The following is a 13,713-nucleotide window of genomic DNA, read 5'->3' on the forward strand; positions in this document are numbered from 1 at the left end:
ACATGTATCGACTGATCCACCGCTTTCGCGAGCAAGCCCGCTCCCACAAAAAGCCCTTCCACATTTTGATCTCCAGTGATCTTGAGAACCTCATCCCATCGCATCCCCCCACCCAGTACCCAAGTAGCATAGGGGCCAACCCCTCGGCCTTCGTACACTGGCACCTCAGAGGGGGAAACCAACGATGCACAACAGTGAAGGCGTAGTCAGCGCCATGTCCCAGGCCACCGATCCAGGGCAGGCCGCTGAAGAGTTGGCCCGCCAACTGCTGCATCCGTACCTGGGCTTCGTGCTGTTTTTCTGCTCCGCCGCCTACGACCTCCAGGCCCTCGGCCAAGCGCTGCAACAGTGCTTTGGCAATGTGCGTGTGGTGGGTTGCACCAGCGCAGGTGAGATCACGCCCCAAGGCTATGGGCGCAATTGCATCACGGCGATGGGCTTTAACCATGCGCATTTTTCCATCGCCACCGAATTGATTGACCAGGTAGAACACTTCAGCCTGATCAACGCCCAGGACATGGTGGAACGCTTGGTTGGCGGCTGTCGCAGCAACACCCTCGCGCCGATCAAGGGCAACACCTTCGCCCTGACCCTGCTCGACGGTCTGTCCAGCCGCGAAGAGATGGTCCTCGCCGCCCTCAGCGCGGCCTTGGGGGACATTCCACACTTTGGCGGCTCGGCCGGTGACGACAACTTCCTCACCCACACCCATGTGTACTTCAACGGCGTGTTCCACAGCGGCGCGGCGGTGGTGGTGCTGGTCAATACCTGGCTGGATTTCGAAGTGTTCACCACCCACCACATTCTGCCGCGCACCGAAAAGCTGGTGGTCACCGGCGCCGACAGCCCGTCGCGGCGGGTCTTTGAGCTCAATGCCGAACCGGCCGCCGAAGAGTACGCACGGCATATCGGCGTGGCCGTGGCCGACCTCGACCACCGCACCTTCGCCGCCCACCCATTGGCGGTGCGCATCCACGACCAGTACTACGTGCGCGCGATTCAGCAGGTGCACGAAGACCTGAGCCTGAGTTTCTACTGCGCGGTCGAGAACGGCATCGTGCTCACCGTGATGAAACCCGGCCCGATCCTGCCGAACCTGGAAGCCTTGTTCGACGGCCTGCAAACCCGTCTTGGCGACCTGCTGCTGACCATCGGCTGCGACTGCTTCCTGCGTCGCCTGGAGCTGGAAGACAGCGGCAGCCTGGAACCGATCGGCAACTACCTACGCGACCAACGAGTGCTGGGCTTCAACACCTACGGAGAACAGTTCAATGGCATGCACATCAACCAGACCTTCACCGGGGTCGCCATTGCCCGTGGCCGACGCTGAACTGCTCGCCCAGGTTGCCCAGCTGCAACAGGCCAACCGTAAGCTTACGCGGATCAACGCGGCGCTGATCGAGCGCATCGAATCGGGCATGACCCAGGGCAACAACCCCTACACTACCTTCCAGCATTCGGTGGTGCTGGCCGAACAGGTGCGCGAACGCACCGACGCCCTCAACCAGGCCATGGCCGAACTCAAGGCCAGCAACCACTTGTTGATCAATGCGCGCCTGCGCGCCGAAACCCTGCGCGGCGAACAGGCCGCCGCGCAAAAAGCCCAAGAGAGCGAGCGCTGGATTCGCCTGATCACCGACAACGTACCGGCCCTGATCGGCTACCTGAATGCCGAGCTGGTCTACGAATTCACCAACAAGGTCTACGAAGAATGGTACTGCTGGCCGCGCGGCATGATGCTCGGCCAGAGCCTGCGGGAAGTGCACAGCGAACAGCACTGCCAGCGCCTGGACGCCTACGTCACCCGCGCCCTGGCCGGCGAGAGCGTGACCTTCGAATTTGCCGAAACCAACATCAACAACCAGGAACGCTACATGCTGCGTTCCTACGTGCCCAACATGCTGGCCAGTGGCGAAGTGGTGGGCATCTTCGTGCTGATCCGCGACATCACTGAGCGCCGTCGCACCGCCGAAGCCCTGCACCAGGCCTATCAACACCTGGAGCAGCGGGTGGCCCAGCGCACCTCGGAACTGACTTCCCTCAACGACCAGTTGCTCCAGGAAATCGACGAACGCCGCCGCATGGAAACCCGCCTGCGCGAAGCCAAGCAGGAAGCCGAAAAGGCCAACCTGTCGAAAACCAAATTCCTTGCCGCCGTCAGCCACGACCTGCTGCAACCGCTCAACGCCGCACGGCTGTTCACCAGCGCCTTGCTGGAACGCCCCAGCGAAACCCTGGTGCGCAACGTGAGCAATTCCCTGGAAGACGTCGAAAATCTGTTGGGCACGCTGGTGGATATTTCCAAGCTCGACGCCGGGGTGATCAAGGCCGATATCGCCCCGTTCGCCCTCAGCGAACTGCTGGAAAACCTCGCGGCTGAATACACCGAGCTGGCCCGCGCCGAAGGCCTGGAGCTGCACTTTGTCGGCTGTTCGGCGTTGGTGCGCAGCGATATCCAGTTGCTGGCGCGCATCCTGCGCAACCTGCTGAGCAATGCCCTGCGCTACACCTACAAGGGCCGCGTGGTGCTCGGTTGCCGCCGCCAGCATCAGCGCCTGTTGATCCAGGTGTGGGACAGCGGCATGGGCATTGCCGAAGAGCGGCTGGAAGAGATTTTTCAGGAGTTCAAACGCGGCGATGTGCAGCGCCCCGACCAGGATCGCGGGTTGGGGTTGGGCCTGGCCATTGTCGAGAAAATCGCCGGCATCCTCGGCCACCGTATCACCGTCAAATCCTGGCCGGGCAAGGGCTCGATGTTTGGCGTGGAAGTGCCCCTGAGCGCCACCGCGCCCAAATCACTGCCGATGCCGTGCATGAGCGAAGTGCTGCTCGAACGCCTGCAAGGCGCCCGCGTGTGGGTGCTGGATAACGACGCGGCGATCTGCGCGGGTATGCGCACGCTGCTGGAAGGCTGGGGTTGCCAGGTGATCACCGCGTTGTCGGAACAGGACCTGGCGCGCCAGGTGGACAACTACCATGCCGAGGCAGATTTATTGATTGCCGACTATCACCTGGATGACGACCAGAACGGCGTAGATGCCGTGGCGCGCATCAATGCCCGAAGGGGGAGTGCGGTGCCGGCGTTGATGATCACGGCCAACTACAGCAATGAGTTGAAGGTGCAGATTCGGGAGTTGGGGCATACGTTGATGCATAAGCCGGTAAGGCCGATGAAGTTGAAAACAGCGATGAGTCACCTGCTCAGCCGCAACTGACAAAACGCAGATCAAAATGTGGGAGCGGGCTTGCTCGCGAATGCGGTGTATCAGTCACCAGATTCATTGACTGATACACCGCATTCGCGAGCAAGCCCGCTCCCACATTTGATCTTCATATGCCTGGGAGATCAGCGCCGCAGGTACGAGCCGAAGTCGATATCCCCGGCACTCAAGATCGCCTGCACCCGATTATGCACATTCAACTTGCGCAAGATCGCCGACACATGGGCCTTCACCGTGGTCTCGGCAATCTCCAGCGTGTAGGCAATCTGCTTGTTCGACTCGCCCTTGGTCATGCGCTCCAGCACCAAGAGCTGCTTGCGGGTCAGCGCCTGCAACAGCTCCGGCGCAAATCCAGGGCTGTCGTTGAGGCGGCGTTGGCTGGTGCTCTTTTGGGTACGAATGATGTCCGGCGGCAGGTACACGTTGCCGTTGAGAATCTGCTGGATCGCCTCGGTCATTTGCAGGCGCGGTGAGGACTTGGTGATAAAACCCACGGCGCCGTAGGTGATGGCTTGCAGCACGATCTGCTTGTCCTGCTCGGCGGAGACGATCACCACCGGAATAGTCGGCGACTCGTTGCGCAGGTTGATCAGGCCATTGAGACCGTGCATGCCGGGCATGTTCAGGTCCAGCAGGATCAGGTCGAGGTCGTCGTGCTCCTGGGTCAAGGCCAGCGCGCTGTCCAGGTCGGCGGTTTCCATTACGTCGCTGCCGGGGAAGCCGTCGCTGATCACGTTGTGGATCGCTTCGCGAAACAGCGGGTGATCGTCGGCGATCAGGATTTTGTACATGGCCGTTCACCTTCTTGTTGTGGTTTTTTATTCAAAGGGTTCGGGTGTTGCAGCCATCACTGGCAGTTTGGCCGCTTCCCATGCATCCAGCCCGTCGCGATACCAATACACAGAGGTATAGCCCAATTGGGTGGCTCGTTTTACCGCGTTCCAACTCAGCCAGCAATCGGATCGGCAATAGAAGACCAGCGGGCGCGTGAGCTGACCGCCGGTGAACTTGTACAGGTGGCGCACAAAGTAGCCCTGCCATTCGGGCGTGAGGTCGCCGTCGCCGGTATTGGCCAGCCAGTGGCTGCCGGGGAGGTTGGCGTGGGGCTGGTCTTCGATAAAGCGCCCTTGCAGGTATTGGCGGCGATACACGTCGATCAGCACCGGTGCAGGTGTTTGGCTGAGCAAGGCTTGCAGGGCAGGGGTGTCGACGATGGTCGCACCGGGTACCTGGTCGGGCGTAGGGCTGCGGTACAGGCTGATGCGGTAGCCGTCAGCGGAAAACAGCGGCGTGTCAGCCTGGGCGTTGAAGCAAAGCAGGCACAGCAAGGCCAGCAGGGGCAGTCGGGCGGGCAGCATGGCGGGTCCAATCCTTATAGTTATGCACCCATTACACGCCAGTGCCGCTGCCTTGGGAATGCGACGATAGACAGCAAAAGCAGTACCAAAGTAGTAGGTCAGCCCTTTTTGCGCAGCGCGGCATGCTGCGGATTGAAGGTCAGCACCGCCAACAGCGTGAACACCAGCGTCAACCCCAGGCACACCAGCAAGGCCAGGCCAGCGAAGCGTTCGTACAGGGCAAAGCGCACCAGTTCCACCGCATGGGTAAACGGGTTGACCGCACACAGCCAATACAGCCACTCGCTCGAATCACGCATCTTCCACAGCGGGTACAGCGCGGACGACATGAAGAACAGCGGAAAGATCACAAAATTCATCACCCCGGCAAAGTTCTCCAACTGCCGGATCGCATTGGACAGCAACAACCCCAAGGCACTGAGCATCAACGCCACCAGCAGCAACGCCGGCAGCGCAGTCAACAGGCCCATGGCGGGTGGTTGCACGCCGTACACCCAGGCAACCGCCAGAAAACCGTAGACCTGCAACAGCGAGATAAGCGAGGTGGCCAATAACTTGCTGCACAGCAAAAACGTGCGCGGCAGCGGGCTGGTGAGCAGCACACGCATGCTGCCCATCTCGCGGTCGTAGACCATCGACAGCGAGCCCTGCATGCCGTTGAACAGCAGGATCATGCAGGCCAGCCCCGGGATGATGTAGACCTCGTAGGGAATGTAGGTGTCGTAGGGTTCGATTACCGAAATGCCCAGCGCCGCCCGAAAGCCTGCGGCAAACACCAACAGCCACAGCAATGGCCGCACCAGGGCGCTGAGAAAACGCGTGCGCTGCAACACAAAGCGCAGCCATTCGCGCAGCACGATGCCGTTGAAGCATTGCCAGTAAGCGTTCATGCCGTCGCTCCCGTTCGGGTCAGTCGCGCAAATAAGCCGCCCAGATCGCCGCCTTGCGCCAGCAGCAGGCTGTCGAGTTGCCCGCTGGCCACCAGGCGGCCCTGGTGAAGGATCATCAGGGCATCGTCGGGTTGTACTTCATCGAGCAGGTGAGTGGTCCACAGCACGCTGATGCCCTGTTCTTGGCACAGGGTGCGCACATGCTGGTTGAGGGCTAAACGGCTGGCCGGGTCGAGGCCGACGCTGGCTTCATCGAGCAACAGTAGGCGCGGTTCATGCAGCAAGGCGCGGGCGATTTCCACGCGGCGGCGGTGGCCACCGTTGAGGTCGCGGACTTTTTCCCGGCGCCGCTCGCCCAGGGCCTGACGCGTCAGTTCGGCGTCGACCCGCAACCCGGTTTCGCGGCGCGACAGGCCATGCAGCGCGGCGTGATAACGTAGATTTTGCTCGACGCTCAGGTCCAGGTCCAGGGTGCTTTGTTGGAACACCACGCCCAGTTGCCGCAGGGCTTCGCGGGGTTTTTCGCGCAGTGAATGGCCGCCCACGCGGATGTCGCCGCGCTGCAAGTCATACAAGCGCGTCAGCAGCGCAATCAAGGTGGACTTGCCCGCGCCATTGGGCCCCAGTAACGCCGCGAACCGGCCGGGCGCCAGGCTGAAACTCACATCAACCAAGGCCTGGCGCGCACCGTAGGCAAAGCTGATGGCGCTGGCGTCCAGGGCGTTCATGGCGTGACCACCACGCCCCACGGGTAGCGCCCGACCTTGACCGACTTGATCACCTTGAGGCTGTCCACGTCGATCACCGACACATCGCCGCTCACGCCGTTGGTGGCCAGCAACTGTTTTTCATCCGGGGTAAACGCCAGCTGCCACACCCGGCGGCCCACCAGCAGGTAGTCGAGGATCTCGTAGGTCTTGGCGTCGATCACCGCCACATGGTTGGCCGGGCCCAGGGCGACAAACCCGTATTTGCCATCGGCGCTGAGCTTGATGCCCACCGGCTGCACTTTGTCGGGGTGCACGCCCTTGATCTTGAAGGTCAGGGTCTTGAGGATCGCACGGCTGGCCACATCGAGGATGGTCACGGTGCCGCCGATTTCCGCCGAGGCCCACAGTTGCGAGCCGTCGTGGTTGAACTCGACGAAACGCGGGCGCTGGTCCACCAGGGTGCTGTCGGCCAGGGTCTGGGTGCTGGTGTCGATCCAGTGCAGCATGTTGGTGGTTTCGCTGGTGTTGACCGCCCACTTGCCATCCGGGCTTACCGCCATGCCTTCGGGCTCGACGCCTACGTTGATCTGGCCGAGCACCTTGGAGGTTTCGGTGTCGATCACGGTGACCAGCGCATCGTCCTCGTTGGAGACGTACAGCCAGCGGTTATTGGGGTGCAGGGCGAACTGCTCGGGGTCTTTGCCGGAGGGCAGTTCCTTGATGATCTTGCGCGTGGCCACGTCCATCACCTGCACCCGGTCCGAATCGCTGGCGCAGATGTACAGCAGCTTGTTGTCATGGGACAGCAGCAGGCCGCGCGGGCGCTGGCCGACCTTGAGGGTGTCGGTGACTTGCAGGGTCTGCATGTCGATCAGGCTCAGGCTGTTGTCTTTCTCGTTGGAGACCCAGGCCGTGGCAGCCACGGCGTGCCCGGCGGCAAGCAGCAGGGCGCAGGAAAGCAGGGTGCGGCGCATGGCGTATTCCTTATTGTTGTTGTGTGTGTTCAGGGAAATCGGCAAGTGACCTCGGGTTTGTCGTAGCCCAGGCTGTCCATTTCGTTGAAAGGGTGCAGGAAACCGTCCTGGGGTGATGTGCTCACCAGGGCGCGGGGTTGCACGATGGGAATCGGTTGGCGCAGCTCGCCATTCCACGGGCGATAGCTGAGCTTGCGGCCCTTGAAACCGTCCAGGGGCAATTGCTCGCTGATCTCCAATTGGCGGATGCTCATCGGGGCCACTTGGCGCAGCTTGCTCACCGCACTGGCGACGCTGCGCACGGCCATCCAGGCGGCGAAGTCGCGGTCGTTCATCCAGCGCCCGGCCAGGGCTTCAAAGCGTTTTTGCAATTGGGCGGCGCCGTAGGTTTCCACGGTCTTGTGCCAGCCGGTGGGGGTCAAGCCTTGGGTGCCGGCCACCGGGCGCGGGTACCAGGTTTGGTAGGGCACGTACTCGCCAAAGTCGCCGCGCTCGTCGGCCACCAGCACCACGTCGTATTCGGCGGTTTGGGTGAACAGCGGCATATCGGCCTGGGCGCTGCGGCGTTGGTCATTGTCGAAACGCCATTGCTTCTCGGCCACCAGTTGCACGCCAAAGCGCTTGGCGGCGCGGCGCAGGGCGGCGGCGTAGGCTTGGTCGTCCTCGGTGGGGCCGACAATCAGCAGCGCTTTTTGCCATTTGCGCAGCACCAGGAACTGCGCCAAAGCGTCGGCGAGCATGGCGCGGCTGGGCAGGCTGTGCAGCACGTTGCCCAGGCAGTCGGTGCTGCGCAGGCTGTCGTCGGGGCTGCCGGCGTTGAACAGCAGGCTGTCGGGCATCGCGGCGCTGAGTTGGCGCAGGCTGGCGGCGGGGGCATTGACTACGAACAGGCGCAGGCCCTGGTCGTATTGGGTTTTTGCGGCGGCGAGCAACGCTTCGGGTGTGTCCACCGTGGCGTCGAACAGGCTGTAGCGCTGGTTGAGAAAAGCCCCTGTGCTGTTGCTGTCGATAATTGCCAGCTCAGCGCCGCGCAACCCGGCATCGGCCGGTTCAGGGATGACGTTGGACAGCAGCGGCCCCGGATCAGGCCGATAGCCCAGGTAGCCGATCTGCACCTGCAATGGCGCCTCGGCCGCTTGGCCGGCGGTGGCCCAGGTGAGTGCCAGCAGGCAGATCACGGCGAAAGGGGCGAGCTGGCGCATAAGGCACTCCATGACAGGTAGCGCCAGCATATAAAGCCCCGCCACCCCTGCAAATATGCAGAAAGTAGCGCTGGGGCAGTACCAAGGTAGTAGCTCGCTGCGTGCGATGGGGTCTTAGCATGGGGCCTCAATAGGCTGTTCGGGAGTGGGACATGTCGGCGCTGTGGCGGATCAACCTGTGGGTCTGCGGCTTCTTCGCCCTGGTGACCTGCGCCTGCACGGCGCTGCTGATGCACCAGGCCCTGGCGGATGTGGAACGCGAGCTGCAATCGGCCGAAGCGGTGGTGCATTACCTCAGCGAAACCGCCGAGCGCGACCCCGCCAGCCTGCAACCACGGCTCACCGCCAGCCTGCGCCATGTGCGCGTGCATTGGCTGGCCCCTGGCGAAACCGCCCAGGCACCGGAACAGGATGGCCTGGACGCCTGGCTTGGGCGCCTGCTGTTTGCCCAAGCGCGTCACAGTGCCCAGGTGCTGGACTTGGCCGATGGCCGCCGCGTGTCCATCGCCGTCGACCCGCGTGACGAAATCGATGAAGTTTGGGACTCCTTGCAGCAACTGCTGGGCCTGTGCGCCCTGGCCCTAGTCTTGAGCCTGTTGACCATCCGCTGGGCCGTGCGCCGCGGCATACGGGTACTGGACGAATTGCTGCTGGCCCTGCAACAGGTGTGCAGCGGCCGCCTCAACGTGCGCCTGCGCAGTACCGGCGTGCCGGAAGCGCAGCAACTGGCGCTGCATTTCAACCGCATGACCGCCGCCCTCGAACAGGCGCGCACCGACAACACCCGGCTGACCCAAACCCTACTGGCCGTGCAGGAGCAAGAGCGCACCCACCTGGCCCAGACCCTGCACGACGACCTGGGCCAATACCTGGCGGGGATTCGCGCCCAGGTCTGCCTGTTGCCGCTGATCGCCCATCAACCGGAGACGCTGGCGCGCACCGTCGGCCTGCTGGAAGAACACTGCGAGCACTTGCAGCAGGGCTTTCGTGTGCTGGTCCACGACCTGTACCCGGTGGCCCTGCAACACCTGCCGATGTCCGAAGCCTTCGCCATGTTGGTGGCCCAATGGCGCAGCAGCCATGGCATCGACTGCCAACTGCGGGTCAGCGCAGCGCTGCCGCCATTGTCCCCAGCGAACAAGACCCACCTGTATCGATTGCTCCAGGAAGCCCTGACCAACATCGTGCGCCACGCCGATGCCAGCCAGGTGCGCGTACGCCTGCAACATCGCGGCTCGCGCCTGCGCCTGTGGGTGCGCGACAACGGCCACGGCGCGCAACAACCCCAGCGCCCCGGCGTGGGCCTGTACTCAATGTACGAACGCGCCCGTTGCCTGGGCGGCGAATTGAAGATCGTCAGCCACCCCGGCAGAGGTTGGGCGCTGGCGTTGAACATGCCTGTGGAGGCCTCATGAATATCTTGTTGGTGGATGACCATGCCGTGGTGCGCCAAGGCTACGCCAGCCTGCTGCGCGCGCTGTTGCCAGCGATTGAAGTACGCGAAGCCGCCAGCGGCGAAGAAGCCCTGGCCCGCGTGCAAGAAGCAGTACCCAACCTGGTAATCATGGACTTCGGCCTGCCCGGCATCAGCGGCCTGGAAACCACCCGCCGCCTGCGGCAGCGCCTGCCCCAATTGCGAGTGTTGTTCTTCAGCATGCACGACGAACTACCCCTGGTGCGCCAGGCCCTCGACGCCGGTGCCGCCGGCTACCTGACCAAAATCTCCGCGCCCCAGGTGCTGATCGAAGCCGTGCGGCGCATCCTCGACGGCCACGCCTACATCGAACAACCCCTGGCCACCCAACTCGCCTGCCAACCCACCGACCCCCGCCTGCACAGCATGACCCCGCGCGAAATGGAGATCTTCCTGATGCTCGCCAAAGGCACCCCGGCCAGGCAGATTGCTGAGCAGTTGAGTATCAGCAGCAAGACCGTGTCGAATCACCTGACGCTGCTCAAGAGTAAATTGCAGGTCAGTTCACATGCGGAGTTGGTGCATGTGGGGATTGATATGGGGGTGGTGCGGGTGGCTGGGTAGCAGGACAAACACCGCGTTCCACAGTTGCTCCCCATTTTCTGATAGATCTTAATCTGCTCTGGCTCTGGCTCTGGCTCTGGCTTTTGATTTGGCTTTTGATCTTAGGCGCCCCGTTAAACCACGCTGGCCGAACGCAGGCTTGAATCCGTGGGTAACCCGGCAGGACGCCGGGTTAGCCGCACTGGGCCATGGATGGCCCATTGCGGCGGCCCACGGATTCAAGCCGGAGTGAGGGCACACCGAGCCTAAGCGAGGTGCCGAGTGGTGGGGCAAGAGCCCTTTGGTTACTTTGGGGCTTTTCCAAAGTGACCCGCCGTAAGGGCGGAACCAATAGCCGCCGTTACCCAAATAACGGATATGCACACCGAAAAACCGCCATCGGGAGCAAGCTCCCTCGCCACAGGTCCTGCGCAATGCTCAAATGGCTATCTGTGCGGTGTTTCAGCGATCCCACGTCGTCGGGCAATCCTTACACCCCTCCATATTCGCATCCTGAAAATTCGCATAATGCTGCCGACTACCCGTCAGCGTGGCCTTTTCCAGATTGCTCTCCCCAAGCTTGGCCTCCTGCAAATTGGCATCACTCAAATCCGCCCCTTGCAGATCCGCCTTGCTCAACCAAGTCATTTCCAGGTCCGCGGCCCGCAGGTTGACCTTGTGCATCCTGGCCCCCGACAACCGCGCAAATTGCAGGTACGCAGCGCTCAGGTTGGCGTTCTCAAATTGCGCACCCTGGGCAAACAGGCCCCAGCCTTGTACGGCCATCAGGTTTGCATTAGTGAAGTCGGCCAGGCGCAGGTTGGCTTGTTGCAGGCTGGCGCGGGTGAGGTTGGCGCCTTGCAGTTGGGCTTTTTCCAGGTTGGCCAGATCCAGGTTGGCGTGGCGCAGGTCGGCATCGCGCAGGTCGGCGCCGGCCAGGTTCATGCCGGCCAGGTTTTGGTTGCGCAGGTTGGCGCCCTTGAGGTTGGCGCCGGGGCATTGGCTGTGTTCGGCGAGGGTGCAGCCGTTGATGATCAGGGGGGCGTCATCGCCGTCATCGGCGTGGGCGAGGGGGAGGGATAGCAGGAATAATAAAGGCAGGTAGTTCATCGCAAAACCTCTGTGGCGAGGGAGCTTGCTCCCGCTCGACGGCGCAGCCGTCGCAAAACCTGGCTGCACAGTGTTGTTGGAGGAAAAGCGGGGGCCGCTTCGCAGCCCAGCGGGAGCAAGCTCCCTCGCCACAAACGGCAGCCCCCGCATCATCTAAGGGTTATTTTTGGGCAGTTTTGTTATCCCAACTCGGGATCTTGAACACCCAGAACGACCCACCCTGTGCCACTGGCTTGGTCAGCTCGGCCATGTCGCCACCCCACAACGGCACCGCACCGCCGTAACCGACGGTCACGCCGATGTACTGCTCGCCGTCCTGTTCCCAGGTGATCGGCGGGGAGACGATGCCGCTGCCGGTCTGGAACTTCCACAGCTCCTTGCCGGTTTTGGCGTCGAAGGCTTTGAAGAATCCGTCGCCGGTGCCGGTGAATACCAGGTTGCCCTTGGTCGCCAGCACGCCGGCCCACAGTGGCAGGTGTTCCTTGTGCTCCCACACCACCTTGCCGGTGGTGGGGTTCATTGCCCGCAGGGTGCCGACGTGGTCGTCATACATGCGCTTGATGCGGAAACCCATGCCCAGGTACGCCGAGCCTTTTTTGTAGTTGACCTCCTCGGTCCAGTATTCCTCTTTCCACTGGTTGCCCGGGATGTAGAACAGGCCGGTGTCCTGGCTGTAGGCCATGGGGTTCCAGTTCTTGCCACCGAGGAACGGCGGCGAGACTTCCACCGGTTTGCCTTTGGTTTCACCCGGCAATGGCTTGGCCGGGCGCTGGCCTTCATTCTCGACGGGGCGGCCGGTTTTCAGGTCGATGTGGCTGGCCCAGGTGATGTTGTCGACGAACGGGAAGGCGTTCTGCAACTTGCCGTTGTTGCGGTCCACCACATAGAAGAAGCCGTTGCGGTCGGCGTGGCCGGTGGCCTTGACCACTTTGCCGTCCTTGTCCTTGTAGTCGAACAGCACCAGCTCGTTGTTGCCGGAGAAGTCCCAGGCATCGTTGGGCGTGTGCTGGTAGAACCACTTCACTTCGCCGGTGCTTGGGTCCACGCCGACCTGGCCCGAGGTGTAGAGGCTGTCGAAGTCGTGGGGGTTGCCGTCCTTGGAGGTGCGCGCCCAGGTGTTCCATGGGCCAGGGTTGCCGGCGCCGACGATGATGGTGTTGGTCTCGGCATCGAAACTCGCGCTCTGCCAAGGCGCGCCGCCGCCGTGGCTCCAGGCCTCGACCTTGCCGGTTTCGGTGGTCGGGTCATCCGGCCACGAAGGCGCTTTGACGTCGCCGGTCGGCGTGCTGTCCTTGCCGTTGAGGCGGCCCATATGGCCTTCCACGAACGGGCGCATCCACACTTCTTCGCCGGTGTCCGGGTCGCGGGCGTACAGCTGGCCGACCACGCCGAATTCATCGCCGGAGCTGCCGTGGATCAACAGCACTTTGCCGCTGACTTTATCTTTGATCAGCACCGGGGCGCCGGTCATGGTGTAGCCGGCCGCGTGGTCGCCGAATTTCTTGTTCCACACCACTTTGCCGGTGTTTTTGTCGAGGGCGATCAGGCGTGCGTCGAGGGTGCCGAAGTAGATCTTGTCGCCGAAGATCGCCGCGCCCCGGTTGACCACGTCACAGCACGGGCGAATGTTGTCGGGCAGGCGGTGGTTATAGGTCCACAGGCGTTTGCCGGTCTTCGCATCGAGGGCGAACACGCGGGAATAGGAGCCGGTGACGTAGACCACGCCGTCGCTGACGATGGCCTGGGATTCCTGGCCGCGTTGTTTCTCGTCGCCGAAGGAATAGGACCAGGCCGGGGTGAGCTTGAACACGTTCTTGTCATTGACCTGGGCCAACGGGCTCCAGCGCTGGGCGTTGGTGCCCATGCCGTATTGCAGCACGTCCTTGGTGGTCAGGTGGTCGTTGGCGATGTCTTCCCAGGTGACGTTGCGGGTTTGCTTGGCAGCGGGCTCGGCGGCGGCAAAGCCTGCCGCACTGAAGGACAGGCTGCCCACCAGCAAAAAGGCTTGCACGGCAAGGCTTAGGGGGGAGCGGGAGGGGAGCGATCTTATTGTCATGGTTTGCAGTTCCCAGTGGAGGTTTTGGCCTGCACAGGGTGGTGCGCCGGGGCAGTGGCTGGATACGGAAAACTTCCCGCTGTTGCCGGGAAGACTTCCCGAGCGGCCTCTGATTTGGACGTGCCCCACAAGCCCTACTACCAAGGGAGGAGGGCGCGGCCACCAAAGCAGCATA

Annotated in this window: 12 protein-coding genes; 4 read left to right on the forward strand and 8 right to left on the reverse strand. The window is 62.6% G+C overall.

The features are described 5' to 3' along the window. Positions 1–184 precede the first annotated feature (184 nt). Positions 185–1,330 carry a nitric oxide-sensing protein NosP gene (gene nosP, locus ACLD1Y_RS24200; protein WP_429480301.1) on the forward strand — a complete coding sequence of 382 codons (1,146 nt, stop codon included), beginning with the start codon at positions 185–187 and terminating at the stop codon, positions 1,328–1,330. Beyond that, entirely contained in the window at positions 1,272–3,215 is a 1,944-nt protein-coding gene (locus ACLD1Y_RS24205) for a PAS domain-containing hybrid sensor histidine kinase/response regulator (protein ID WP_429480302.1), read from the forward strand. Before nosP ends, ACLD1Y_RS24205 begins: the two co-directional genes overlap by 59 nt. 131 nt (positions 3,216–3,346) lie before the next feature. Here ACLD1Y_RS24205 and ACLD1Y_RS24210 read toward each other — a convergent pair whose 3' ends face one another. From ACLD1Y_RS24210 to ACLD1Y_RS24235, 6 genes are all read right to left on the reverse strand, one after another. After that, positions 3,347–4,012, reverse strand: coding sequence for a response regulator (locus ACLD1Y_RS24210; RefSeq protein ID WP_429480303.1), 666 nt, complete (start codon positions 4,010–4,012; stop codon positions 3,347–3,349). Between the two features lie 27 nt (positions 4,013–4,039). Continuing rightward, positions 4,040–4,579, reverse strand: a complete 540-nt coding sequence (locus ACLD1Y_RS24215; protein ID WP_429480304.1) for a PQQ-dependent catabolism-associated CXXCW motif protein — start codon at positions 4,577–4,579, stop codon at positions 4,040–4,042. Positions 4,580–4,677: 98 nt separating this feature from the next. Beyond that, positions 4,678–5,469: an ABC transporter permease gene (locus ACLD1Y_RS24220; RefSeq protein WP_429480305.1), complete on the reverse strand. Its 792-nt coding sequence runs from the start codon at positions 5,467–5,469 to the stop codon at positions 4,678–4,680. Beyond that, a complete protein-coding gene (locus ACLD1Y_RS24225; protein ID WP_429480306.1) occupies positions 5,466–6,197 on the reverse strand; it encodes an ABC transporter ATP-binding protein in 732 nt (243 codons plus the stop codon). The genes ACLD1Y_RS24220 and ACLD1Y_RS24225 overlap by 4 nt, the downstream gene beginning before the upstream one ends. Continuing rightward, positions 6,194–7,153 carry a YVTN family beta-propeller repeat protein gene (locus tag ACLD1Y_RS24230; RefSeq protein WP_429480307.1) on the reverse strand — a complete coding sequence of 320 codons (960 nt, stop codon included), beginning with the start codon at positions 7,151–7,153 and terminating at the stop codon, positions 6,194–6,196. The genes ACLD1Y_RS24225 and ACLD1Y_RS24230 overlap by 4 nt, the downstream gene beginning before the upstream one ends. A 29-nt stretch (positions 7,154–7,182) precedes the next feature. Then, positions 7,183–8,355, reverse strand: a complete 1,173-nt coding sequence (locus tag ACLD1Y_RS24235; protein ID WP_429480308.1) for an ABC transporter substrate-binding protein — start codon at positions 8,353–8,355, stop codon at positions 7,183–7,185. A 152-nt stretch (positions 8,356–8,507) separates the two neighbouring features. Between ACLD1Y_RS24235 and ACLD1Y_RS24240 the strand changes: the two genes are divergently transcribed. Both ACLD1Y_RS24240 and ACLD1Y_RS24245 read left to right on the forward strand, forming a co-directional pair. After that, positions 8,508–9,770 carry a histidine kinase gene (locus ACLD1Y_RS24240; RefSeq protein WP_429480309.1) on the forward strand — a complete coding sequence of 421 codons (1,263 nt, stop codon included), beginning with the start codon at positions 8,508–8,510 and terminating at the stop codon, positions 9,768–9,770. Further along, positions 9,767–10,393 (forward strand): response regulator, encoded by a 627-nt coding sequence (locus ACLD1Y_RS24245; RefSeq protein ID WP_429480310.1) that lies wholly within the window; start codon positions 9,767–9,769, stop codon positions 10,391–10,393. Before ACLD1Y_RS24240 ends, ACLD1Y_RS24245 begins: the two co-directional genes overlap by 4 nt. Before the next feature lie 441 nt (positions 10,394–10,834). Here ACLD1Y_RS24245 and ACLD1Y_RS24250 read toward each other — a convergent pair whose 3' ends face one another. Together ACLD1Y_RS24250 and exaA are read right to left on the reverse strand one after the other, a co-directional pair. Then, positions 10,835–11,482: a pentapeptide repeat-containing protein gene (locus ACLD1Y_RS24250; protein WP_429480311.1), complete on the reverse strand. Its 648-nt coding sequence runs from the start codon at positions 11,480–11,482 to the stop codon at positions 10,835–10,837. Between the two features lie 160 nt (positions 11,483–11,642). Then, entirely contained in the window at positions 11,643–13,538 is a 1,896-nt protein-coding gene (exaA, locus tag ACLD1Y_RS24255; protein WP_429480312.1) for a quinoprotein ethanol dehydrogenase, read from the reverse strand. Positions 13,539–13,713 lie beyond the last annotated feature (175 nt).

It is taken from the genome of Pseudomonas sp. 18175 (genome assembly GCF_050432925.1).
Lineage (GTDB): Bacteria > Pseudomonadota > Gammaproteobacteria > Pseudomonadales > Pseudomonadaceae > Aquipseudomonas.

Coding starts and splice junctions, on each gene's coding strand:
- nosP (WP_429480301.1), top strand. CDS start 185: ATGCACAACAGTGAAGGCGTAGTCAGCGCCATGTCCCAGGCCACCGAT.
- ACLD1Y_RS24205 (WP_429480302.1), top strand. CDS start 1,272: ATGGCATGCACATCAACCAGACCTTCACCGGGGTCGCCATTGCCCGTG.
- ACLD1Y_RS24210 (WP_429480303.1), bottom strand. CDS start 4,012: ATGTACAAAATCCTGATCGCCGACGATCACCCGCTGTTTCGCGAAGCG.
- ACLD1Y_RS24215 (WP_429480304.1), bottom strand. CDS start 4,579: ATGCTGCCCGCCCGACTGCCCCTGCTGGCCTTGCTGTGCCTGCTTTGC.
- ACLD1Y_RS24220 (WP_429480305.1), bottom strand. CDS start 5,469: ATGAACGCTTACTGGCAATGCTTCAACGGCATCGTGCTGCGCGAATGG.
- ACLD1Y_RS24225 (WP_429480306.1), bottom strand. CDS start 6,197: ATGAACGCCCTGGACGCCAGCGCCATCAGCTTTGCCTACGGTGCGCGC.
- ACLD1Y_RS24230 (WP_429480307.1), bottom strand. CDS start 7,153: ATGCGCCGCACCCTGCTTTCCTGCGCCCTGCTGCTTGCCGCCGGGCAC.
- ACLD1Y_RS24235 (WP_429480308.1), bottom strand. CDS start 8,355: ATGCGCCAGCTCGCCCCTTTCGCCGTGATCTGCCTGCTGGCACTCACC.
- ACLD1Y_RS24240 (WP_429480309.1), top strand. CDS start 8,508: ATGTCGGCGCTGTGGCGGATCAACCTGTGGGTCTGCGGCTTCTTCGCC.
- ACLD1Y_RS24245 (WP_429480310.1), top strand. CDS start 9,767: ATGAATATCTTGTTGGTGGATGACCATGCCGTGGTGCGCCAAGGCTAC.
- ACLD1Y_RS24250 (WP_429480311.1), bottom strand. CDS start 11,482: ATGAACTACCTGCCTTTATTATTCCTGCTATCCCTCCCCCTCGCCCAC.
- exaA (WP_429480312.1), bottom strand. CDS start 13,538: ATGACAATAAGATCGCTCCCCTCCCGCTCCCCCCTAAGCCTTGCCGTG.